Consider the following 20497-nt stretch of genomic DNA (forward strand, 5'->3'; position numbering starts at 1 on the left):
ACGGCGCCGGCAAAACCACCATGCTCAAAATCATCATGGGCATCGACAGCCCCGACGCCGGCCAGGTCCAGTATGCCAAAGACTGCCAGGTGGGCTACCTAGAGCAGGAAACTAATCTGGAGCACAAGGACACCACCATCCTTGCCGAGGTCATGGCCGCCGCCAAGGAAATCCGCCGCATGGGCGAGCGCGCCAACGAACTGCAGGCCCAAATCACCGAGCTCTCCGAGCAGGGCAAGGACGTCGACGCACTCCTTAACGAGTACGGCCAGGTCCAGGACCGCTTTGAGCACCTGGGCGGCTACGAGCTCGAGAGCAACGCCCGCAAAATCCTTTCCGGCCTGGGCTTTAAGGTCACTGACTTTGAGCGCCCATGCTCCGAGTTCTCGGGCGGCTGGCAGATGCGCATCGCGCTCGCCAAGCTCTTCCTGCGCCACCCCGACCTGCTGCTGCTGGACGAGCCCACCAACCACCTGGACCTCGAAAGCGTCCAGTGGCTGCGCGGCTTTATCGCCAACTACGACGGCGCCGTCCTCATCGTCAGCCACGACCGCGCCTTCATGGACGCCTGCGTCGACCACGTCGCCGCCCTCGAGAACCGCCGCGTAACCACCTACACCGGCAACTACAGCAGCTACCTCAAGCAGCGCGAGGACAACCTGGAGCAGATGCGCGCAAAGCGTGCCGCCCAGGAGCGCGACATCGCCCACATGCAGGTCTTCGTCGACAAGTTCCGCTACAAGCCCACCAAGGCAGCCCAGGCCCAGGAGCGCATCCGCAAGATCGAGCAGATCAAAAAGGAGCTTGTCATCCTACCCGAGGGCCACAAGCACATCGACTTTAAGTTCCCCGACCCGCCGCGCTCGGGCGACATGGTCGTGGGCCTGGAGGGCGTCTCCAAGTCCTACGGCAACAAGCACATCTACAGCGACATCGACCTCAAGCTCTACCGCGGCGAGCACGTGGCGCTCGTCGGCCCCAACGGCGCCGGCAAGTCCACGCTCATGAAGATCCTCGCCGGCCTGGAGCCGCCCACCACCGGCACCCGCGATCTGGGCACCAACGTCGGCGTCGCCTACTATGCCCAGCACGCGCTCGAGGGCATGACCGAGTCCAACACCGTCCTGCAAGAGATCGACAGCGTCACGCCCAAGTGGACCGTGCCGCAGCAGCGCAGCCTGCTGGGTGCCTTCCTGTTTAGCGACAACGACGCAATCGAAAAGCAGGTACGCGTCCTCTCCGGCGGTGAAAAGGCGCGTCTGGCCCTGGCAAAGATGCTCGTGGCCCCCGAGGCGCTCCTTTGCCTGGACGAGCCCACCAACCACCTGGACATCGACTCGGTGGATATGCTCGAGAACGCCCTGCAAAACTTCCCCGGAACCATCGTGCTGATCAGCCACGACGAGCACCTGGTGCGCGCCGTGGCCAACCGCGTGATCGACATCCGCGATGGCAAGGTTACAGTCTATGACGGCGACTACGACTACTACCTCTACAAGCGCGAGGACCTCGCAGCCCGAGCCGCTGCCGAGGCGTCCACGGAGAGTGTGCCGGCCACGGCCAAGTCCACCAAAGCCAGCGCCGCCCAGGCCGACACCCCCGTCGCCGCCCTCAAGCCTGCCGAGGGCAAAAAGACCAAGGAGCAAAAGCGCGCCGAGGCCCAAGCCCGCGCCGCGCTCAATAAAAAGCTCAAGGGCGTGCGCAACCAGCTCAAGAAGATCGAGACGGAGCTCGACAAAAAGCGTGCCCGCTATGACGAGCTTATGGAATTGATGGCAAGCGAAGAGCTTTATGCCGATCAAGACAAGTTCAACGCCGCGCTGGGGGAATATAACGGCCTTAAGCAAGAGCTGCCCAAGCTCGAGGACGAATGGCTGGAGCTTTCCACCCAGATCGAAGAGGAGACCGCGCGTGAACTCTCGTAAGGCCGCTGCCGTGGCGATGAGCATCATCGCCATCGCCTGTCGCATCTGCGGCATCTTTATGAGCGCGATGACCGTGCTGCTGTGCTTTAGCGGCCTCACCGCCAAGCTGCAGATCGTAGGCTTTGTCGTTGAGCTTTCACGCGCGCTGCCGAGCGCCATCGCCGGCTACGGCGTCATCACGTCGCCCTTTGGCGGCGTCTTCCGCCTGGATTACGCCATCGTCGCTGTCATCCTGTTTGTGGCCGACTACCTGCTCACGCGCGCCTCGCGCCGCGTCCGCTAGGGGAGCGCCATGTCCAACAGCTACCTGATGAACCTGCTTGCAAGCGCTGTCGCCGTCATCGTGGGTATTGTCATCCACGAGAGCGCGCACGCCGCCGCGGCCTGGGCGCTCGGCGACAAGACGGCCCGCTCGCGCGGCCGTGTCTCGCTCAACCCGCTTAACCACATCGACCCGTTTGGCACCATCCTCCTGCCGCTGCTTTTGCTCGCGGCCGGCGGCCCGGTATTCGCCTTCGCCAAGCCCGTGCCCGTCTACCTCAACAACCTCAAGCACCCCAAGCGCGACGAGGTCCTGGTGAGCGCGGCCGGTCCCGCATCGAACATCGCGCTCGCGTGCCTCGCGGCCGCCCTCATGCACGCAGCGTATGGCAACCTCTACGCAAGCATGTCCTTTGCCGTGGCGTCCCAAATCATGAACTTCGGTGCCACGTTTATCGTGGTCAACCTGTCGCTCGCGTTCTTTAACCTCATCCCTATCCCGCCGCTCGATGGCTCGTCGATCATCGTCCCATTCCTCAAAGGCAAGGCGCTCACCAACTACTACCATCTGCAGCAATACGCCATGCCCATACTCATCATCGTGCTGTATCTGCTGCCTATGTGGACCGGCATCGATGTGATCGGCCGCTATTTCGACGTTACCGTGTATCCGCTGGCTGAGCGGCTGCTCGACTTCGCAATCGCCGGCATCTAGGGTAAACTTACAGGTCGACCGTGCAAAACGGTCGCAACATGCACCCAAACCGCGCCGCGAAGGCGCCGTCAAAGGAGGTCGAAGATGTCGTATCGCGTGTCGACGCAGGTCTACAGCGGACCGTTCGACCTGCTGCTGCAGCTGGTAACCCGCCAAAAAGTTGATATCGGCGCCATCTCCATTAGCGAGGTGGCCGAGCAATACCTGGCCGAAGCCGAGCGCATCGAGGCGCTGGACCTAGACGTGGCGAGCGACTTCTTGCTGGTCGCGGCAACCCTTCTGGACATTAAGGCCGCCTCGCTGGTGCCCCAGGAGGCACCGCGCAACACCGACGACGATTACGAGGACGACGAAGACCTCGAGGAACTCAGTGCTCTCGACGGTGATGCCCTGCGCGAGGTCCTGATCCAGCGCTTGATCGCCTACAAGCAGTTTAAAGGCGCGGCGGCGGCCCTTGGCGCGCGCATGCAGGCCGAGAGCCGCATGCATCCGCGCGTGGCCGGCCCCGACCCCGAGTTTTTGGGCCTTATGCCCGACTACTTGGCCGGCATCACCCTGCGCGGCCTGGCCGTCATCTGCGCAGACCTGGACGGCAAGCGCCAGACCTTCCTACTGGAGGCCGAGCACGTGGCGCCGCATCGCGTGCCGCTCGACCTGACGGTGGCCTCGGTCGACCGCTTTACCATGGCGCACCAAACCTGCACCTTCCGCGAGCTGCTGGACGGCGACGCCACCACCGAGCAGCTCGTCGTCACCTTCCTGGCCATGCTCGAGCTCGCCAAACGCGGTTCGCTCACGCTGAGCCAGGACGAGATCTTTGGAACCATCTGCATCAACCGAGTCGAGGGCGCCGAGGCATACGTGCCCGGCGAGGGCCCCGAGCTCACCGAATAGGAGCGGCAACCATGTCAACCCTTTCAACGCTGGAGGCAAACAGCCTCAAAGGCGCCCTCGAGGCGCTGCTGCTGGTGTCGAGCGACCCCGTCAGCGCGCCCGCGCTGGCAGGTGCGCTGGATATCGCCCCCGGCGAGTGCGCGTCGCTGTTGGCCGAGCTTAAGGTTGAGTACGAGGAGGCCAATCGCGGCTTTCAGCTGCGCGAGGTCGCTGGTGGCTGGCGCCTGTTTACCCACCCCGCCTACCACGATGTGGTCGAGGCCTATGTGCTGAGCTGGGACACGCAAAAGCTTTCACAGGCGGCGCTCGAGACCCTAGCCGTCATCGCCTACCACCAGCCCGTCACGCGCGAGGTGGTAAAGGGCATTCGCGGCGTCAACTCCGACGGCGTCATCGCGTCGCTCGTGGACAAGGGTCTGGTGCGCGAGCTCGGTCGCGACCCCGAGCGCGGTCAGGCCATCATCTACGGCACGACCAATGCCTTCTTGGAAAAGTTCGGCCTGCGCTCCACCCGCGACCTGCCCGATCTGGAGCAATTTGCCCCCGACGAGCAATCTCGCCAGTTTATCCGCGAGCGCCTGAGCGGCCGCAGCATTCAGTCCACGCTTGAGGAGCAGGCCGAAGACCTGGACGAAGAGCGCGAACTGATCGATACCGATGTTGAAGATGTTGAGGCAGTCGAGGACTTGGAGACCCTGGTCGTCGACGAGACCTCGGAGGATTTGCATGACGAGGACTAACGAAGTAGGGGAGACGCGCACCGCCGGCGTCGCGGGCGCGCCCGCGACCGATGCCCAGCCCGTCTACCCACACACGATGCGCCTACAGCGCTTTTTGGCGCGCGCGGGCGTGGCGAGCCGCCGCGGCTCGGAGGACCTGATGACCGCCGGCCGCGTGACCGTCAACGGCCAGGTCGCGACCGAACTGGGCACCAAGGTCGACGTCGATCGCGACCATATCGAGGTCGACGGCATGCCTGTCAAGCTCAACCAGGGCGCCGTGTACCTGATGGTCTACAAGCCGACCGGCTACCTCACCACCATGAGCGATCCGCAGGAGCGCCCCTGCGTGGCCGACCTGGTCCCGCGCGACCGCTTTCCGGGGCTCTTCCCGGTGGGTCGCCTTGACCGCGACACCACGGGGCTTTTGCTCTTTACCACCGACGGCAACCTGTCGCAGGACCTGCTGCACCCTAGCAAGCACGTCTACAAGACCTACCAGGCGCTCGTTGACGGACACCTGACCGACCCCGATCTGGCGCCTTTGCGTCGCGGCATCGAGCTCGACGACGGCCTATGCCAGCCGGCGATCTGCCGCGTGATTACCGCACGCGAGGCCGAGGCCGTGGCTCCGCAAGGCGTAAAGCCCGGCACCACCGCCGTGGAGGTCATCATCCGCGAGGGCCGCAAAAACCAGGTCAAGCGCATGCTGAGCAAGATCCACCATCCGGTGATCCGTCTGCACCGTTGTAACTTTGCCGGCCTGGAGCTCAAGGACGTGGCCAAGGGCTCGTGGCGCGAGCTCACCGATCGCGAGGTGCAGATCCTCAAGGCCGGCGGCATCCCGCCCAAGCAGGCCAGCGCCAAGCGCGGTGGCAAGCCCCAAGAAACCCCCGCAAGCCACACGCGCCACCACGGCAGCCACGGCTCCGCGCCCAAGCGCAACACCTACCGCGAGCGCTACACGGGCTAGTCAGTCCGCCAAGCCCCAGCGCTCGCGCATCATACCAGCACGTCAACCACCGAAAGGAAGCATTGCATGATCGTCGCCATCGACGGCCCCGCCGGTTCCGGCAAGTCTACCATCGCCAAGGAGATCGCCCGCCAGCTGGGCTTTAACAAGCTCGACACGGGCGCCATGTATCGCGCCGTCACCTTCGCCGCGCTCGACCGCGGCATCGACCTGGACGACGAGGCGGCCATCGATGCCCTCGCCGAACAGATCGAGATCCGCTTTACCAACGGCACCGGCGAGGACACGCGCCTGACCATCGACGGTGCGGACGCATCGGCTGCCATCCGCACCCCGCAGGTAGACGCCAATGTCTCCAAGGTCTCGGCCTACCCGGGCGTACGCGCCGCCATGCTCATCCATCAGCGACGCGCCGCCGAGGACCGCGATATCGTGGCCGAGGGTCGCGACATCGGCACCGTCGTGTTCCCCAACGCGCAGGTCAAGGTCTTCCTGACCGCCGACCCGCGCGAGCGCGCCCGTCGTCGCGTGCTGCAACGCCACCAAAACGACGCTCAGCCGCTCAGCACCGAGCAGCTCGAGACCGAGGTCGACGAAACCCTCGACGCCCTCAAGCAGCGCGACAAACTCGACAGCAGCCGCGCGGTCGCACCGCTCGTGCCCGCCGAGGACGCCGTGCACGTCGACTCCACCGCCCACACCATCGACGAGGTCGTCTCGATAATCGTGGGCCTCATCAACCAAAGGAGGTAGCCCATGCGCCTGTTTAAGCAGACGCCCGAGGATTACTACAACGCCCCCTACGCCGAGTTCCCGGCGCTCATCCGCGGCACCGTCGTCGTGGTCATGGCTATTCTGTGGGTCTTCTCCAAGCTCATGTGGCGCTGGAAGGTCGAAGACGTCGACCTGCTGTTTGAGCGCCAGGAAGGCCGCGGCAGCGTGGTCATCTGCAACCACACCTCGATGGCCGAGTTGCTGGCCGTGGAGACGGCACTGTTCTTTGGCGGCCGCCGTGTGCGCCCCATTTTTAAGTCCGAGTTCGCCAAGAGCAAGATTGTGCGCTGGGCCTTTAGCCGCGTGGGCGGCATTCCCGTCGAGCGTGGCACCGCCGACATGAAGTGCCTGCGCGCCGCACAGCATGCACTGCAGCGCGGTGAGGACGTCCTGATCTTCCCCGAGGGCACGCGCATCCGCTCGCGCGAGATCAAGCCCGAGGTCCACGGCGGCTTTGCGCTTATCGCCCAGATGGGCAAGGCGCCCGTCAACCCACTCGCCATTTGTGGCTGGTCCGACATTACGCCTAAGGGCAAAAAGCTCATGCGCCCCAAAAAGTGCTGGATCCGCGCCGGCAAGGCCATCTCGCTATCCGATGCTCCGGCCGAGCTCAAGCGCAAGGAGCGCCTGTCTTGGTTTGAGTCCGAGGCCATGGGCCGCGTCTACGCCATGCGCGACGACCTGTGCGCCGAGCACCCGGGCAGGTTCTAGCCATGGGTGAGAACGTCATGAATACCGCTGCGGCCGCCGCTGAGGAGGTCGTCCCCACCATCGAGATCGCTGCCCACGCGGGCACCTGCTACGGCGTACAGCGCGCGCTCGACATGGCGCTGGCCGCCGCGCCGCAGGCAGACGAGAGCACTCAGGTCCACACACTGGGTCCGCTCATTCATAACCCCATCGTGGTACGCGAGCTCGCCGAGGCGGGCGTCGGTCTGGCCGAGACCCTGGACGACGCCGCATCGGGCACCGTGATCATCCGCGCTCACGGCGTGGTGCCGCAGGTAATCGAGGCCGCTCGCGAGCGTGCCCTCGACGTGGTCGACGCCACCTGCCCCTACGTGAAGAAGGTCCATTTGGCTGCCGAGCGCTTAGTGCGCGAGGGCTACCGTGTGATCGTCGTGGGCGAGCCGGGTCACCCCGAGGTCGAGGGCATTCTTGGCCACGCTGGCGATGACGCTCAAGTCGTGAGTTGTGCTGCCGATGCGGACGCGCTGCCACTCAAGGGCAAGGTGGGTCTGGTTGTGCAGACCACCCAGACCGCGCAGAACCTGGCCGAGGTTGTGGCCTCCATCACCCCACGCGTGCAGGAACTGCGCGTGATCAACACCATTTGCGCAGCCACGAGCGAGCGCCAGCAGGCAGCCGCAACCCTCGCCAACCGCTGTGATTGCATGGTCGTTGTGGGCGGAAAGAACTCGGGCAACACGCGTCGCCTGGCACAGATCTGCGCTGATGCCTGTGAGCACACGCATCACATCGAGGAAGCTTCCGAGCTCGAGGCCGCATGGTTTGCCGACGCGCGCCACATCGGCATCACCGCCGGAGCCTCCACCCCGCAAGAACACATCGAACGCGCCGTTGAGCGCATCAAGGAGCTTTGCCGCTAATCATGGACCAGACCGTACCCGCATACGCCACCGAGGTGGCCGATTACGGGCGCAGCCGCGACCCCGAGCCGGGTGAGGGCGCGCTCGTTAAGAACGTGCGTCCCGAATCGCCCGCATGGGATGTGGGTATCGAGCCGGGCATGCGCGTGCTCACGGTCAACGGTGAGCGGCTCACCGACATGATCGTGTGGCTCTGGGAGGCCGACGAAGACACCGTCGAGTTGGAGGTTTTCGACCCGCGCGACGGCACCGTCACCCCCGTGGAGCTCGATCGCTTTCCCGGCGAGGATTGGGGCCTTGAGTTCGATGGACCCATCTTTGACGGCATGCGTACCTGCGTCAACGCCTGCGTGTTCTGCTTTATGACGATGCTGCCCAAGGGCGGCCGCTCCACGCTCTACATTCGCGATGATGACTACCGCCTAAGCTTTTTGCAGGGCAACTTTGTCACGCTCACGAACCTTTCCGACGAGGACGTGCAAAACGTCATCGACCGCAACATGAGTCCGATGAACGTGTCGGTCCACGCCGTGAGCCCCGATATTCGCCGCCGCATGATGGGCCGCAACGCCCAGCGCGGTATGGACGTGCTCGAGGCCATCATGGCAGCCGGCATCGAGATTCACGCGCAGATCGTGTTGTGCCCCGGCATGAACGACGGCGAAGAACTGCTAAAGACGCTTCGCTTTTGCGAGGATCACGAACAGATCACGAGCCTGGGAATTGTGCCGCTCGGTTTTACCAAGCATCAGAACCGTTTTAGCTGGTCCTACAGCGATCAGCCCGAGCTCGCGCGCGAAACCATTGCCATGATCCGGCCCTTCCAGGACCGTGCCTTCGTGCGCTTTGGCCGCCACACCTTCCAGATGAGCGACGAGTTCTATCTGGACGCCGGCATCGAGCCGCCTGAGGCAGACTTTTACGACGGTTACCCGCAGTACTATGACGGCATCGGCATGATCCGCTCCTATCTGGACGAGACCGACAACGTGCTCGCCGCCGATGCCGATCGCCTGACCCGCGTTCGCGAGGGAATCGCCGCCCGTGGCCAGCGCTTGCTGTGCCTCTCGGGCGCCAGCGCGCGCGATACGGTCGCGCGCTTTGTGGAATCGCCGCACGGCCTCGCCGGCACCGTCACAGCCATCAAAAACCGCTACTTTGGCGGCAACGTGGACGTGACCGGCCTCATCGTCGCCTGCGACATCTTGGAGCAACTGCCGCAGGACCTGTCGGGGGTTATGCTCTTTGTGCCTAAGCTCATGTTCAACGCTGACGGCATGACGCTTGACGAGTATCATCGTGACGATTTACTCGCAAGCCTTACCAGTCGCGGCGCCGAGGTTCATGTGGTGTCGACCATGCCGCATGAGCTGCTCGATACCCTGGAGCATATCCTTGGCATTGTGCCTGCCGACTCTACTAATTCCGCTGACCCTACCCATTAAAGGAGAGCAGATGAAACCTATCGTCGCCGTCGTCGGTCGCCCCAACGTGGGCAAGTCCACGCTCGTTAACCGCCTGGCCCAGACCTCGGACGCCATCGTCCACGAGTCCCGCGGCGTCACGCGCGACCGCTCGTATCACACGGCCGATTGGAACGGCCGCGAGTTCACCATCGTCGACACGGGCGGCATCGAGCCGCTCAAGAGCGACGACGTCTTTGCCACGTCCATCCGCGACCAGGCTCTCGCCGCCGCCGAGGAAGCCGCCGTCATCCTGTTTGTGGTCGACGGCCGCACCGGTGTCACCGAGGAGGATGAGTCGGTCGCCCGCATGCTCAAGCGCTCGGACAAGCCGGTCTTTCTGCTGGTGAACAAGCTCGATAACCCCGATCGCGAGAACGACAACATCTGGGAGTTCTATTCGCTCGGCATCGGTGAGCCCACGCCGCTCTCGGCCCTGCACGGCCATGGCACGGGTGACCTGCTCGACGACATCGTGGCCCTGCTCCCCGAGGAAGAGGATGAGGTCGCCGACGAGTTCCCCGATGCGCTCAACGTGGCCATCATCGGCCGCCCCAACGCCGGTAAGTCCTCGCTGTTCAACCGCATCCTGGGCGCCGACCGCTCCATCGTGTCCAACATCGCCGGCACCACGCGCGATGCCATCGACACCGTCGTCGAGCGTGACGGAAAGCACTACCGCATGGTAGACACCGCGGGCATTCGCAAGAAGAGCACCGTGTACGAGAACATCGAGTACTACTCCATGGTCCGCGGCCTGCGCGCCATCGACCGCGCCGACGTGGCACTGCTCGTCGTCGACGCCTCCGTGGGCGTCACCGAGCAGGACCAGAAGGTCATGGGCTTGGCCATCGAGCGCGGCTGCGCCATCGTGGTGCTGCTCAACAAGTGGGACCTGCTCGACGATGACCGCAAGCGCGAGGCCTGCATGGAGACCGTCGACCGCCGTCTGGGTGTCATGGCTCCCTGGGCTCAGTACCTGCGCATCTCGGCCCTGACCGGCCGCAGCGTCGAGAAGATCTGGGCCATGGTCGACGCTGCCGAGAAGACGCGTTCGCAAAAGATCTCCACCTCGCGCCTCAACACGTTCCTCACCGACCTGCGCGAGTTTGGCCACACCGTGGTGGACGGCAAGCGCCGCCTGCGCATGCACTACGTGACCCAGACGGGCATCAACCCGCCCACGTTCACGTTCTTCGTCAACCACGGCGACCTGGTCAACGACACCTACCAGCGCTATGTCGAAAACCGCATGCGCTCGACCTTCGACTTTGCCGGCACGCCCATCCGACTCTTCTTTAGGAAGAAGGAGCAAAAGGATGCATAATCCGATTCTGCTGACCGCCATCTGCGCCGTGGTCTCGTTCTTTATCGGAGCGATTCCGTTTGGCCTGATCCTGGGCCGCGTGTTCAACCACACCGACATTCGCAAGGCGGGCTCCGGAAACATCGGCACCACCAACGCGCTGCGCGTGGCCGGCCCCAAGGTGGCCGCGCTCACGCTGCTGCTCGACTGCCTTAAGGGCGCCATCTGTGTCATTATCGCCCGTCCGCTTATCGCCGATCTGGGCTATGGTTTTCCGCAGAACATCATGGCGCCTGGAGCCCCCGGCGACTGGATGCTCGGCGTCATTTGCCTCGCTGCCGTGTGGGGACACATCTTTTCTCCCTATCTCAACTTCCATGGCGGCAAGGGTATCGCCGTGGGCTTGGGTGTGATTCTTGCCTGGTACTGGCCCATTGGCCTGTCGCTGTTGGGCATGTTTATCGTGGCCGTCGCCATCACCAAGTATGTGTCGGTGGGCTCGCTTGCCGCCGCCATCGGTCTTCCTATCGCTGCCTGCGCGGTCTTTCCGTACAGCAGCCTGGGTCTTAAGTTTTGCATGGCGATGATCGGCATCACCGTGGTGTGGGCCCATCGCTCGAATATCAAAAAGCTCACGTGCGGTAAGGAGTCCAAGCTCTCGTTTACCAAGCGCGTCACCGAGCCCGACGATAAGTAGGAGAGAGTCATGAATGTTGCGCTGATTGGCTCCGGCTCCTGGGGAACCGCCGTCGCCGGCCTTGCCGCCGCGCGAGCCGAGCGCGTGACCATGTGGGCCCACAGCGAGCAGACGGCCGCCGGCATTAACGGCGATCATCGTAATCCCCGCTATCTATTGGACTACGTGCTGCCGGAAAACGTTGTCGCCACGACGGGCCTGGCCCAGGCGCTCGACGGCGCCGACGCCATTATCTTTGCCGTGCCCTCCACGCACCTGCGAAGCGTATGCCACGATGCAGCACCCTTTATCGCCGCCGACACCCCGGTGCTCTGCCTCACCAAGGGCATTGAGCCCGAGTCCGGCCTGCTCATGAGCGAGGTCATCGCCAGCGAGATCGGCAACGAGACGCGCGTGGCGGCGCTCTCGGGCCCCAACCATGCCGAGGAGATCTGCCGCGGTGGGCTTTCCGCCGCCGTCATCGCCAGCAAAGATCCGCAGGTAGGGGAGACCTTTAAGGACCTGCTCCTGTCAACCGCCTTCCGCATCTACCTGTCGCAGGACATGACCGGTGTCGAGGTCTGCGGTGCCATGAAAAACGTCATCGCCATCGTGTGCGGTATCTCCGCCGGTACCGGCGCGGGCGACAACACGCTCGCCCTCATCATGACGCGCGGCCTGGCCGAGATCAGCCGTCTGGTTCACGCCCGCGGCGGTCAAGCCATGACCTGCATGGGTCTTGCCGGCATGGGTGACCTCATTGCCACCTGCACCTCCGAGCATTCGCGCAACCGCACCTTTGGCTACGAGTTTGCCCACGGCGTCTCGCTCGACGAGTACCAGGCACGTACGCATATGGTGGTCGAGGGCGCCGTCGCGGCCCGCAGCGTCAGTGAGCTTGCCCGTTCACTGGGCGTAGACATTCCGCTCACCTTTGCCGTGGAGCAAACGCTCTACAACGGTGTTACTTTGGATAGGGCGCTCGAGATTCTCACCGATCGCGTCCCTTCTCAAGAGTTCTACGGACTCACCGACTAGCGCAGAAAGGCTTCTACCATGGGTTCCATTAAAATCGCTCCGTCTGTCCTTTCGGCCGACATGGCCAACCTCAAGGGCGAACTCGACAAGATCGCCGGTGCCGACTACGTGCACTTCGACGTTATGGACGGTCACTTTACCGGCAACCTCACCTTTGGCGTTGACATCCTTAAGGCCGTCAAGCGCTCCACCGATGTACCGGTCGACGCGCACCTCATGGTGACGAACCCCGACGAGACGGTCGATTGGTACGCCGACGCCGGTGCCGACATGATCACCGTGCACTACGAGGCTTCCACGCACCTGCACCGCACGCTCACGCATCTGCAGCAGCTCGGCGTCAAGGCCGGCGTGGTGCTCAACCCCGCCACCCCCGTGTGCGTGCTCGAGAGCATCATCGACGTCGTCGATATGGTGCTGCTGATGAGCGTGAACCCCGGCTTTGGCGGCCAGAGCTTTATCCCGGGCACCATCGCAAAGCTTCACGAGCTCAAGGCCATGTGCGAGCGCCACGGCGTGTCGCCCCTGATCGAGGTCGACGGCGGTATCTCTTCCAAGAACATCGCCGAGGTCGTCAAGGCCGGCGCCAACGTGCTCGTGGCCGGCTCCGCCGTATTTAAGTCCGAAGATCCCGCTGCCGAGGTTGCGCTGCTGCAGAAGCTGGGCAACGAGGCCGCACAGGAGGCATAAACCCTTATGACCGCAGGTCAAAACCGCATACCCGTGAATCTTGACTATGCCGCCTCGACGCCCATGCGCGCCGAGGCGCTCCTTGCGCAGCGCGAGTACGATGACAGCGAGCTTGCCGGCGTCAACCCCAACTCGCTGCATTCGCTTGGCCGCAAGGCCGCTGCGCGCCTAGAAGTGGCACGTCGCGAGATTGCCCGCAGCTTTGGTGCGCGCGTCCGCCCGTCCGAGATCATTTTGACCAACGGCGGCACCGAGGCAAACCAGCTGGCGCTCCTCGGTCTTGCCGAGGGCGCTCGTCAGCACGATCGCAAGCGCGACCGTGTCATCGTTTCGGCCATCGAGCACGATTCGATTCTGGACAACCTGCCGCTGCTGCGCGCCGCCGGCTTTTCCGTCGACCTGGTGCAGCCCTGCCGTGCGGGCTACATTGAGCCTGCCGCGCTCACCGAGTTGCTCGCAGACGACGTGGCGCTCGTGAGCATCATGGTTGCCAACAACGAGACCGGCGTGGTGCAGCCCATCCGCGAGCTTGCCGCCGCCACACATGCTGCCGGCGCCTTGTTTCATACCGATGCCATCCAGGGCTACTTACATATTCCGCTCGATGTCACCGAGCTGGGAGTTGACGCTATGACCGTTGCAGCGCACAAGATTGGCGGCCCCGTGGCATCCGGCGCGCTCTACCTTAAGAGCCGCACGCCGCTGCGCCCGCGCATCTTTGGCGGCGGACAGGAGGCCGGCCGTCGTGCCGGAACGCAGGACCTGCGCACGCAGCTGGCTTTTGCCGCTGCCGCTTCCGCGCTGTTGCCGAATGTTGCCCAGGAGCGCACAACGCTGCAGGCCTTATCCGATAAGCTCTACGCTACGCTTACGGCCCATCCTCGCATTCACGCCACGATGGGCGACTATGTGCATGCCGACCGTCTGCCGGGTATGGTTTCGATCTACATTGACGGAATGGACTCCGAGGAGCTCATCATCAAGCTCGACGCCGCCGGCTTTGAGGTTTCGGCCGGATCGGCCTGCTCGAGCGGCAGCATGGATCCCAGCCACGTTTTGAGCGCGATGGGCATCGGTCGCGAGCAGGCGCTGGGTGCCCTGCGCATCTCCTTCGATGACCGCGTGAACCCAGCTGACCTGGACGACTTTGCCCAAGCGCTGCTGTCGATCGTGGGTGCGGCATGATCGTCGCCGACCTTGAGCGCGCTCTGCTGACGCGCTATCCCAAGACGGACGCCGAGGGCTGGGATCATGTAGGGCTCTCCGTGGGCGACCCTGCCGCCGAGATTACCGGCGTGGCCTGCGCGCTCGATGCGACCGAAGCTAATGTTCGCCGTGCACAAGATGCCGGTGCCAACGTGCTGCTGACGCATCATCCTATCTACATCAAGGCGCCTGAGGCGTTTTGTCCGTCGGATTCCGCACGCCCCCAGTGCAGCGCGGCGCTCTATGAGGCGGCCCGTTGCGGCGTGAGCATCATATCGCTCCACACCAACCTGGACCGCTCGCACGAAGCGCGCATTCGCCTGAGTGAGTTGCTGGGCGCTGAGCCCATGAGCTCGCTGGAACATATGGACGCGCCTGAGCTCACCGGACTGGGCGCACTCGCGACCCTCCACGACGTCTGCAGCCTGCGCGATCTCGCCAACCGTGCCGCCACAGCCTATGGCAGCGACCCGCGCGTATGGGGCGAAGCCGAGCGCCCGTGCCGCACCGTCGCCATTCTGGGCGGCTCCCTGGGCGACTTTGGTGAGCTTGCCATTGCCGCCGGTGCAGATGTCATCGTGACCGGTGAGGCCGGCTACCACGTGGCCCAGGATCTTGCCTTGCGCGGGCTGCCGGTGATCTTGCTCGGCCACGACCGCTCTGAGGAGCCGTTCGTTGATATATTGATGAACTCTGCAGTTGACGCCGGGGTCGACCCCCGTCATGCGATTAAAATACTGAACCCTTGCCAATGGTGGACTGTGACAAAAGGAGAGAACTTATGAGCGCCGGCGCTACGCTACTCAAGCTGCAACAGATCGATTTGGAGCTCGCCCGCAACAAGAGCGAACTTGCCAATATGCCGGAGCTCAAGGAGCTCGCTTCCAAGCGCAAGACCTATGTGAAGCTCAAGTCCGAGATGACCAAGCTCTACGCCCTGCGCAAGGACCTGGACATTGAGCTCGACGATCTCAACACCACCGAGATTCAGACCAACAACGCCATCGAGGCCGCCAAGAAGCGTCACGTCGACGGCTCCGACTACCGCGAGGTTCAGGACCTGGAGAATGAGCTCGCCACCCTGGCCAAGCGTCTGGACAAGATCGAGCACACCCGCAAGGACGTCGTTGTCGCCCATAAGGAGGCGCTCGACCGCGAGGCCCGCGCGCAGGCGATCATCGCCAAGTTCGAGGAGGGCGTGAAGGCCGATACCAAGGCCGCCCGCGCCAAGGCTGCCGACCTGCAGGCTCAGATCGACGCCGCCACGAAGGAGCGCACCGCGCTTGCCGCTACGCTACCGGCCGACGTGCTCACCGACTACGAGCGCCTGCTCAAGCAGTTCCGCGGGCTGGCCGTCGAGACCATCCAGGGCAACATCCCCACGGTCTGCCACACCGCGCTGCAGGCATCGTCCATGAGCGACCTCAACCACGACGGTAGCGAGATTACGCACTGCCCGTACTGCCACCGCCTCTTGGTACTCCCGAGCAAGGAAGCCTAGCGATGACGGCGGCATCCAACAATTCAATGCAACTTGAGGGAAAAACGATCCTGCTGGGCATTACCGGCGGGATCGCCGCCTATAAGTCGTGCAATATCGTGCGCCTGCTGCAAAAGCGCGGCGCGCGCGTCAAGGTCGTTATGAGCGAGCATGCCACGGAGTTCGTGGGGCCGCTCACCTTCCGCGCGCTCACGGGTGAGCCGGTCGCTGTGGGCCTATTCGACGACCCCTCCGACCCCATCCACCATATCTCGCTGGCGCAGGAACCCGACTTGGTGGTCGTGGCGCCCGCGACGGCCAATATCATCGCCAAGATGGCCAACGGCATCGCCGACGACCTCATCTCCACCACGCTGTTGGCAACGCCGCGGCCCATCGTGATCGCACCCGCAATGAACAACGGCATGTGGAAGGCGCCGGCGACGCAGGCCAACATGGCCACGCTGCGCGACCGCGGCGTGCACGTGGTGGGTCCGGGCAGCGGCTACCTTGCCTGCGGCGATGTGGACACGGGGCGCATGACCGAGCCCGAGGACATCGTCGAGGCCGTCTACGAGGTGCTTAATCCCGTGCCGCAGGACTTAGCGGGTAAGCGCATCGTGATTACCGCCGGCCCCACGCACGAGCCGATTGACCCCGTACGCTTCATTGGCAACCGCTCTTCGGGCAAGATGGGTATCGCCCTGGCAGGGGAGGCTGCTCGCCGCGGTGCCGCCGTCACGCTCGTGCGGGGACCGGCATCGCTCGACGTTCCCCGCGGTGTGGAGTGCGTGCACGTACAGACCGCCTCAGAAATGCTCAAGGCAGCGCTGAGCGCCTTCCAGACGGCCGACGCGGCCATTTGCGCCGCCGCCGTCGCCGACTACACGCCGGCGGCCCCGGCGGACCATAAGCTCAAAAAGGCCAACGAGCGCCTGGATCGAATCGAGCTCGTCGAGACCGTTGACATCTTGGCCGAACTTTCACGCCAAAAGGGCGATCGCCTCGTAATCGGCTTTGCAGCCGAGACTGATAACGTCGTCGAGTACGCCGAGCGTAAATTGGCCCGCAAGGGATGCGATGCGATCGTCGCCAACGATGTCTCGCGCGCCGATTCGGGCTTTGGAACCGACACGAACAAGGCCTGGATTGTGAGTACAGCGGGTACGCAGGAACTTCCCGTACTAACAAAACTCCAGCTCGCAGATACAATTTTGGACTTGCTTCAAAATTTGTAAAAAAGTTCTTGCACAAGTCTAAAGTTTCGGGTTAATATACTCCCTGTTGCGAGCGAGAGCAGAGCAACAAACAAAAGCTTCGGGACGTGGCGCAGCTTGGTAGCGCACTTGACTGGGGGTCAAGGGGTCGCTGGTTCGAATCCAGTCGTCCCGACCAGAAGTTTGCAGGTCAGGCACCTAGTGCCTGACCTTTTTTGTTTTAAGCAATTGCTTTATTTTGATTAATCAACAGGGTGCCAAAAATCTACCTACGTGATAATCGCCTTTTGCGGCTACTTGCGCGTTTTACACGCGCTTAAGCCGATTTATTAACGCGATATGAATCTACATACGCGTAGCTGGTATGCAGCCGAGTACAGACTGTATTTATCGCGGCGATTAACACAGATATAGCGACTATAACGGACAAGCGTGTCGCTGTATTTATTCCAGTAGTTCACTTGATCGGTGGACAAGTGGGCTGTTGCAACGAAACGCCAAGCAGGATGGGCTCTATACGAGGACGCCGCAGGGCAATGGCGGGGGAGTGCGGCGGGCGCTCTGAGAGCCGCTGTGTGACCCCATGTCTCCTTAACTCGATAATTTGTGTTTCAAGCCACGAATCGGTCGAGCAATTGCCAAAAGAACGGCCCATGCAGGATTGCACGGGCCTTACATCAGATCAAATTTGAGCTAGAAGCACCAAGCGGAGCAGACGCAACACCATCTCGTCGCGGCCTCGGCGAGCGACATATCGCAGTCGAGGTAGACGACGAGGAAGTCGTCAGATCCCGCACAGGGGGACCGCGATGGTGACCACCGCGCCGCCCGAGGGGCTGTTGGCGAGCGAGACGGAGCCCCCGTGGGCGCTCGCGGCCTCGGAGGCGACGTGGAGGCCGAGCCCGTAGTGGCGGCCTCCGTCGCGCGAGGAGCGGGACGAGTCGTCTGTGAAGAGGCGCTCGCAGCCGCGTTCGAGGGCGGCGGGCGAAAAGCCCGGTCCGTCATCGGCCACCTCAATGACGAGGTGTCCGCCCGCGACGTCGCAGGAGACCGCCACACGCGAGCGCGCGTGCTCGGCGGCGTTGGCCACGAGGTTCGCGGCGGCTCGCGCCAGGGCGGTTCGGTCGAGCGGGGCCTCGGGCGCGTCCGCGACAGCGGGGCCCGTGGCCGCGTCGAGCGTCACGCCTCGCGCCCGGGCGATCTGGGCGGCCTCGGCGAGGACCTGTTCGCAGAGCTCGGCCGGCCGCATGGGGGCCCTCTCCGCCCCGCCGGACCCGCGCGAGGCCTCGATGAGCAAGCGCACGTAGCCGTCGAGCCTTTCGACACCGCCGGCTATGTCGCGCGCGGCGGCCGAGAGGTCGCTGTCATTCTCGTCTTCCAGCTCCTCCGCCACGAAGTCGGCGTTGGCGCGCAGCACGGTAAGCGGCGTCTTGAGATCGTGGGCGAGCGACGCCATCTGCTCGCGCTGCCCCCGCTCCGCGGCCCAGCGGGCCTCGAGCGACTCGGCGAGGGAGGCCCGCATGGCGTCCATCGCGGCGAGGACGTCGTTCACCTCACGCACGTTGGTGCTGCCGACCGCGAAGTCGAGCTCCCCCGCGCCAACGCGCCCCGCCGCCTCCGCGAGCGGCGCCATCTTGCGCGAGATCACGCGGCTCGCACGGCGCGCCACGAGCGCGAGCGCGAGCGCGCTTCCCACAGCGGCGCCGACGAGCATGAGGTTCTGCGGGTTGGGAAGCAGGCTGGCGAGATCGCGCGAGACCCACTGCGGCAGGTACTCGCTGACGAGTGCGCAGGCCCCGCCGCCCTTGAGCGGGAACGCAGCGTAGGTGAGGCCCGAGCCCCCGCCCTCGATCTCCACTGTGCCCGGATCCGCGGCGAGTGCCGTACTGGCCAATTCCGTCGCATCCTCGAGCCGCGTACCCTCGAGGTCTGTCATCATCACGTTTCCGTCCTTGTTCAGGATGAGGTAGCGGTAGGCCGTCGGCACGTCCTGCTGCCCGCAGACGCCGTCGCGTGCCAGGCCCTCCGCGACATCGCGCGCATTGGCCGGCCCCCAGCTTGCCTCGTAGACATAGCCCGCGTTGATCGCCACGGAGAGCACCATGAACGAGGCAAGCCACGCCGTGGCGACCGCCGCGAACGCGTAGGCGAAGTAGCGCGCGATGACGAAGGAGAGCGGCATGCCCCCGCGACCTCGCGCCCCGATCCTCAGAGCTGCCACTTGTACCCCATCCCCCAGACGGTCGCGATCGGATCGGCGCCGGCCTCGGAGAGTTTCCTCCGGGCGCGGCTGACCTGCATGGATATGGCCGCATCGTCGGCGTCGCTCTCCCAGCCGAGCACCGCCTCGCGTATCTGCGCGCGGCTCATGACCTGCCCGGGGTGACGAGCGAGGTACTCGCAGATGGCGTACTCGGTGGGCGTGAGCGGCACGGCCTCGCCACCCACGGCGAGGCCGCGCGCCCCGAGGTCGATCCGCACCTCCCCGAAGGAGAGGGCGTGCGAGCGCGGCCGGCACTCACGGCGTAGATGGGCCGCGACCTTGGCGCGCAGCTCCGCGGCCCCGAAGGGCTTGCGGACGTAGTCGTCGGCGCCCAGGCCGTAGCCGGCCACAGCATCCTCCTCGGCCACGCGAGCGGTCAGGAAGACGATGGGCCCGTCGAAGTCCGGGCGGATCTGCCGCACGAGCTCGAAGCCATCGAGCCCCGGCATCATGACGTCGCAGAGCACGAGGTCGAAGCGCGAGAGGTCCATCCCCGGGACCGCCGTCGGGTCCGCCTCCCTGACGACCTCATGGCCGTCGCGGCCGAGGACGCGCGCGAGAGCGTCGAGGATCGCCCGTTCATCATCCACTGCCAGTATCCTCGCCATGTTAGACCTCCTGAAACTCTCGTCGGAATTGTACTAGCGCCGCGCTCAGCGGTCCAGAGCCCTGCGCGCAGCCGCGGGCGTCAACATGACGATCTCAGGGTTGGGCAGCACGCGGTCGGCGATCGAGCGCAGCGCCGACCCCCCCCAGCCGGCGTCGAGCAGGGCATTCCCGCCCAGAAGGAGCGCTGCGGAGAGGAGGGCGAGCATGGCGGCGAGCGGCCTCCTACGCATCTGCCCTCCCGTCCTCGAAGCGGCAGAACCAGGCGAGAAGGACGGCGGCGGCTGCTAGGGTGAGGGCGAGGCCAGCGAGCGCAGTCGTAAGGAGAGGGCCCGCCGCGCGTGCGGCGTCGATGAAGGCCTCCACCCCGAGCGACCCCAGGCGCGCGGGCCAGGCGAGCGGCACCCAGCCCAGGGGCGTCGCCAGGGCACCGGTGAGCTCGCCGGTCATGAGGCCGTGCGCAAGCCCGCCCACTGAGAAGAACGCGAGGAGCATACCCGCAGCGCCGCCGCCGATGGCGGCGTTGCGGCCGAGGCGCAGGGCCACGCCGAGCCCCAGCGCGTAGAGGGGCAGGCTGCCCAGCACGATGCCCGCCCAGGCGGCCGCAAGCGGAGCGGGCCCGAGCGGCAGGCGCCCGGCGACGGCGAGCACGGCCCCGAACACGCCGAGCGCCACGGCCAG

General features: G+C 64.6%; 21 protein-coding genes, 1 tRNA gene and 1 pseudogene. 19 read left to right on the plus strand and 4 right to left on the minus strand.

Going from position 1 to position 20497, the window contains the following annotated elements:
* The 19 genes from DWV43_RS08330 to DWV43_RS08420 all read left to right on the plus strand — a co-directional run.
* A partial coding sequence (locus DWV43_RS08330) for an ABC-F family ATP-binding cassette domain-containing protein (RefSeq protein WP_233542729.1) occupies window positions 1-1925 on the plus strand: 1925 nt, incomplete at its 5' end.
* A complete protein-coding gene (locus DWV43_RS08335) occupies window positions 1912-2208 on the plus strand; it encodes a hypothetical protein (protein ID WP_164473297.1) in 297 nt (98 codons plus the stop codon). The genes DWV43_RS08330 and DWV43_RS08335, both read left to right, overlap by 14 nt.
* A gap of 9 nt (window positions 2209-2217) precedes the next feature.
* Window positions 2218-2901, plus strand: coding sequence for a site-2 protease family protein (locus DWV43_RS08340; protein WP_117817358.1), 684 nt, complete (start codon window positions 2218-2220; stop codon window positions 2899-2901).
* Between the two features lie 84 nt (window positions 2902-2985).
* Window positions 2986-3795, plus strand: coding sequence for a ScpA family protein (locus DWV43_RS08345; protein ID WP_117817356.1), 810 nt, complete (start codon window positions 2986-2988; stop codon window positions 3793-3795).
* Window positions 3796-3806: 11 nt separating this feature from the next.
* Window positions 3807-4535, plus strand: coding sequence for an SMC-Scp complex subunit ScpB (gene scpB / locus DWV43_RS08350; protein ID WP_117817354.1), 729 nt, complete (start codon window positions 3807-3809; stop codon window positions 4533-4535).
* Entirely contained in the window at window positions 4522-5487 is a 966-nt protein-coding gene (locus DWV43_RS08355; protein ID WP_117817352.1) for a pseudouridine synthase, read from the plus strand. Before scpB ends, DWV43_RS08355 begins: the two co-directional genes overlap by 14 nt.
* A 66-nt stretch (window positions 5488-5553) precedes the next feature.
* Complete coding sequence (gene cmk / locus DWV43_RS08360; RefSeq protein ID WP_117817351.1) at window positions 5554-6240, plus strand: (d)CMP kinase; 687 nt, start codon at window positions 5554-5556, stop codon at window positions 6238-6240.
* Window positions 6241-6243: 3 nt separating this feature from the next.
* A complete protein-coding gene (locus DWV43_RS08365) occupies window positions 6244-6972 on the plus strand; it encodes a lysophospholipid acyltransferase family protein (RefSeq protein WP_117640882.1) in 729 nt (242 codons plus the stop codon).
* Between the two features lie 2 nt (window positions 6973-6974).
* Entirely contained in the window at window positions 6975-7871 is an 897-nt protein-coding gene (locus DWV43_RS08370; protein WP_117640881.1) for a 4-hydroxy-3-methylbut-2-enyl diphosphate reductase, read from the plus strand.
* 2 nt (window positions 7872-7873) lie between these two features.
* Window positions 7874-9316, plus strand: coding sequence for a DUF512 domain-containing protein (locus DWV43_RS08375; RefSeq protein ID WP_117817350.1), 1443 nt, complete (start codon window positions 7874-7876; stop codon window positions 9314-9316).
* Between the two features lie 10 nt (window positions 9317-9326).
* A complete protein-coding gene (gene der / locus DWV43_RS08380; protein ID WP_117817349.1) occupies window positions 9327-10661 on the plus strand; it encodes a ribosome biogenesis GTPase Der in 1335 nt (444 codons plus the stop codon).
* Window positions 10654-11337 carry a glycerol-3-phosphate 1-O-acyltransferase PlsY gene (gene plsY / locus DWV43_RS08385; RefSeq protein WP_117817348.1) on the plus strand — a complete coding sequence of 228 codons (684 nt, stop codon included), beginning with the start codon at window positions 10654-10656 and terminating at the stop codon, window positions 11335-11337. Before der ends, plsY begins: the two co-directional genes overlap by 8 nt.
* Window positions 11338-11346: 9 nt before the next feature.
* A complete protein-coding gene (locus DWV43_RS08390) occupies window positions 11347-12354 on the plus strand; it encodes an NAD(P)H-dependent glycerol-3-phosphate dehydrogenase (protein WP_117817347.1) in 1008 nt (335 codons plus the stop codon).
* A gap of 18 nt (window positions 12355-12372) precedes the next feature.
* The gene (gene rpe, locus DWV43_RS08395; RefSeq protein ID WP_117817346.1) at window positions 12373-13044 is read left to right on the plus strand and encodes a ribulose-phosphate 3-epimerase; all 672 of its coding nucleotides are present in this window, start codon (window positions 12373-12375) and stop codon (window positions 13042-13044) included.
* Window positions 13045-13050: 6 nt separating this feature from the next.
* Window positions 13051-14229 (plus strand): cysteine desulfurase family protein, encoded by a 1179-nt coding sequence (locus DWV43_RS08400; protein WP_117817345.1) that lies wholly within the window; start codon window positions 13051-13053, stop codon window positions 14227-14229.
* Entirely contained in the window at window positions 14226-15035 is an 810-nt protein-coding gene (locus DWV43_RS08405; protein WP_117817344.1) for a Nif3-like dinuclear metal center hexameric protein, read from the plus strand. The genes DWV43_RS08400 and DWV43_RS08405 overlap by 4 nt, the downstream gene beginning before the upstream one ends.
* A complete protein-coding gene (locus tag DWV43_RS08410; protein WP_117817343.1) occupies window positions 15032-15751 on the plus strand; it encodes a zinc ribbon domain-containing protein in 720 nt (239 codons plus the stop codon). Before DWV43_RS08405 ends, DWV43_RS08410 begins: the two co-directional genes overlap by 4 nt.
* 2 nt (window positions 15752-15753) lie before the next feature.
* Complete coding sequence (gene coaBC / locus DWV43_RS08415; RefSeq protein WP_233539214.1) at window positions 15754-16968, plus strand: bifunctional phosphopantothenoylcysteine decarboxylase/phosphopantothenate--cysteine ligase CoaBC; 1215 nt, start codon at window positions 15754-15756, stop codon at window positions 16966-16968.
* An 80-nt stretch (window positions 16969-17048) separates the two neighbouring features.
* Window positions 17049-17125, plus strand: a tRNA-Pro gene (locus DWV43_RS08420).
* A 606-nt stretch (window positions 17126-17731) separates the two neighbouring features.
* Here DWV43_RS08420 and DWV43_RS08425 read toward each other — a convergent pair.
* The 4 genes and pseudogenes from DWV43_RS08425 to DWV43_RS10205 all read right to left on the minus strand — a co-directional run.
* Window positions 17732-19129, minus strand: coding sequence for a sensor histidine kinase KdpD (locus tag DWV43_RS08425; RefSeq protein ID WP_117817342.1), 1398 nt, complete (start codon window positions 19127-19129; stop codon window positions 17732-17734).
* 26 nt (window positions 19130-19155) lie between these two features.
* The gene (locus DWV43_RS08430) at window positions 19156-19818 is read right to left on the minus strand and encodes a response regulator transcription factor (RefSeq protein ID WP_117817341.1); all 663 of its coding nucleotides are present in this window, start codon (window positions 19816-19818) and stop codon (window positions 19156-19158) included.
* Between the two features lie 45 nt (window positions 19819-19863).
* Window positions 19864-20025, minus strand: coding sequence for a hypothetical protein (locus DWV43_RS10200; RefSeq protein ID WP_158569858.1), 162 nt, complete (start codon window positions 20023-20025; stop codon window positions 19864-19866).
* A 16-nt stretch (window positions 20026-20041) separates the two neighbouring features.
* A pseudogene (locus DWV43_RS10205) lies at window positions 20042-20497 on the minus strand (lantibiotic ABC transporter permease); the annotation flags it as partial.

The sequence above is a fragment of the Collinsella sp. AF05-9 genome, assembly GCF_003465595.1.
Classification (GTDB): Bacteria; Actinomycetota; Coriobacteriia; order Coriobacteriales; family Coriobacteriaceae; genus Collinsella.

What these genes read in the sequence shown, in the direction of transcription:
- DWV43_RS08340 (WP_117817358.1), top strand. Translation starts at nt 2,218, where the DNA reads ATGTCCAACAGCTACCTGATGAACCTGCTTGCAAGCGCTGTCGCCGTC.
- DWV43_RS08345 (WP_117817356.1), top strand. Translation starts at nt 2,986, where the DNA reads ATGTCGTATCGCGTGTCGACGCAGGTCTACAGCGGACCGTTCGACCTG.
- scpB (WP_117817354.1), top strand. Translation starts at nt 3,807, where the DNA reads ATGTCAACCCTTTCAACGCTGGAGGCAAACAGCCTCAAAGGCGCCCTC.
- DWV43_RS08355 (WP_117817352.1), top strand. Translation starts at nt 4,522, where the DNA reads ATGACGAGGACTAACGAAGTAGGGGAGACGCGCACCGCCGGCGTCGCG.
- cmk (WP_117817351.1), top strand. Translation starts at nt 5,554, where the DNA reads ATGATCGTCGCCATCGACGGCCCCGCCGGTTCCGGCAAGTCTACCATC.
- DWV43_RS08365 (WP_117640882.1), top strand. Translation starts at nt 6,244, where the DNA reads ATGCGCCTGTTTAAGCAGACGCCCGAGGATTACTACAACGCCCCCTAC.
- DWV43_RS08370 (WP_117640881.1), top strand. Translation starts at nt 6,975, where the DNA reads ATGGGTGAGAACGTCATGAATACCGCTGCGGCCGCCGCTGAGGAGGTC.
- DWV43_RS08375 (WP_117817350.1), top strand. Translation starts at nt 7,874, where the DNA reads ATGGACCAGACCGTACCCGCATACGCCACCGAGGTGGCCGATTACGGG.
- der (WP_117817349.1), top strand. Translation starts at nt 9,327, where the DNA reads ATGAAACCTATCGTCGCCGTCGTCGGTCGCCCCAACGTGGGCAAGTCC.
- plsY (WP_117817348.1), top strand. Translation starts at nt 10,654, where the DNA reads ATGCATAATCCGATTCTGCTGACCGCCATCTGCGCCGTGGTCTCGTTC.
- DWV43_RS08390 (WP_117817347.1), top strand. Translation starts at nt 11,347, where the DNA reads ATGAATGTTGCGCTGATTGGCTCCGGCTCCTGGGGAACCGCCGTCGCC.
- rpe (WP_117817346.1), top strand. Translation starts at nt 12,373, where the DNA reads ATGGGTTCCATTAAAATCGCTCCGTCTGTCCTTTCGGCCGACATGGCC.
- DWV43_RS08400 (WP_117817345.1), top strand. Translation starts at nt 13,051, where the DNA reads ATGACCGCAGGTCAAAACCGCATACCCGTGAATCTTGACTATGCCGCC.
- DWV43_RS08405 (WP_117817344.1), top strand. Translation starts at nt 14,226, where the DNA reads ATGATCGTCGCCGACCTTGAGCGCGCTCTGCTGACGCGCTATCCCAAG.
- DWV43_RS08410 (WP_117817343.1), top strand. Translation starts at nt 15,032, where the DNA reads ATGAGCGCCGGCGCTACGCTACTCAAGCTGCAACAGATCGATTTGGAG.
- coaBC (WP_233539214.1), top strand. Translation starts at nt 15,754, where the DNA reads ATGACGGCGGCATCCAACAATTCAATGCAACTTGAGGGAAAAACGATC.
- DWV43_RS08425 (WP_117817342.1), bottom strand. Translation starts at nt 19,129, where the DNA reads ATGCCGCTCTCCTTCGTCATCGCGCGCTACTTCGCCTACGCGTTCGCG.
- DWV43_RS08430 (WP_117817341.1), bottom strand. Translation starts at nt 19,818, where the DNA reads ATGGCGAGGATACTGGCAGTGGATGATGAACGGGCGATCCTCGACGCT.
- DWV43_RS10200 (WP_158569858.1), bottom strand. Translation starts at nt 20,025, where the DNA reads ATGCTCGCCCTCCTCTCCGCAGCGCTCCTTCTGGGCGGGAATGCCCTG.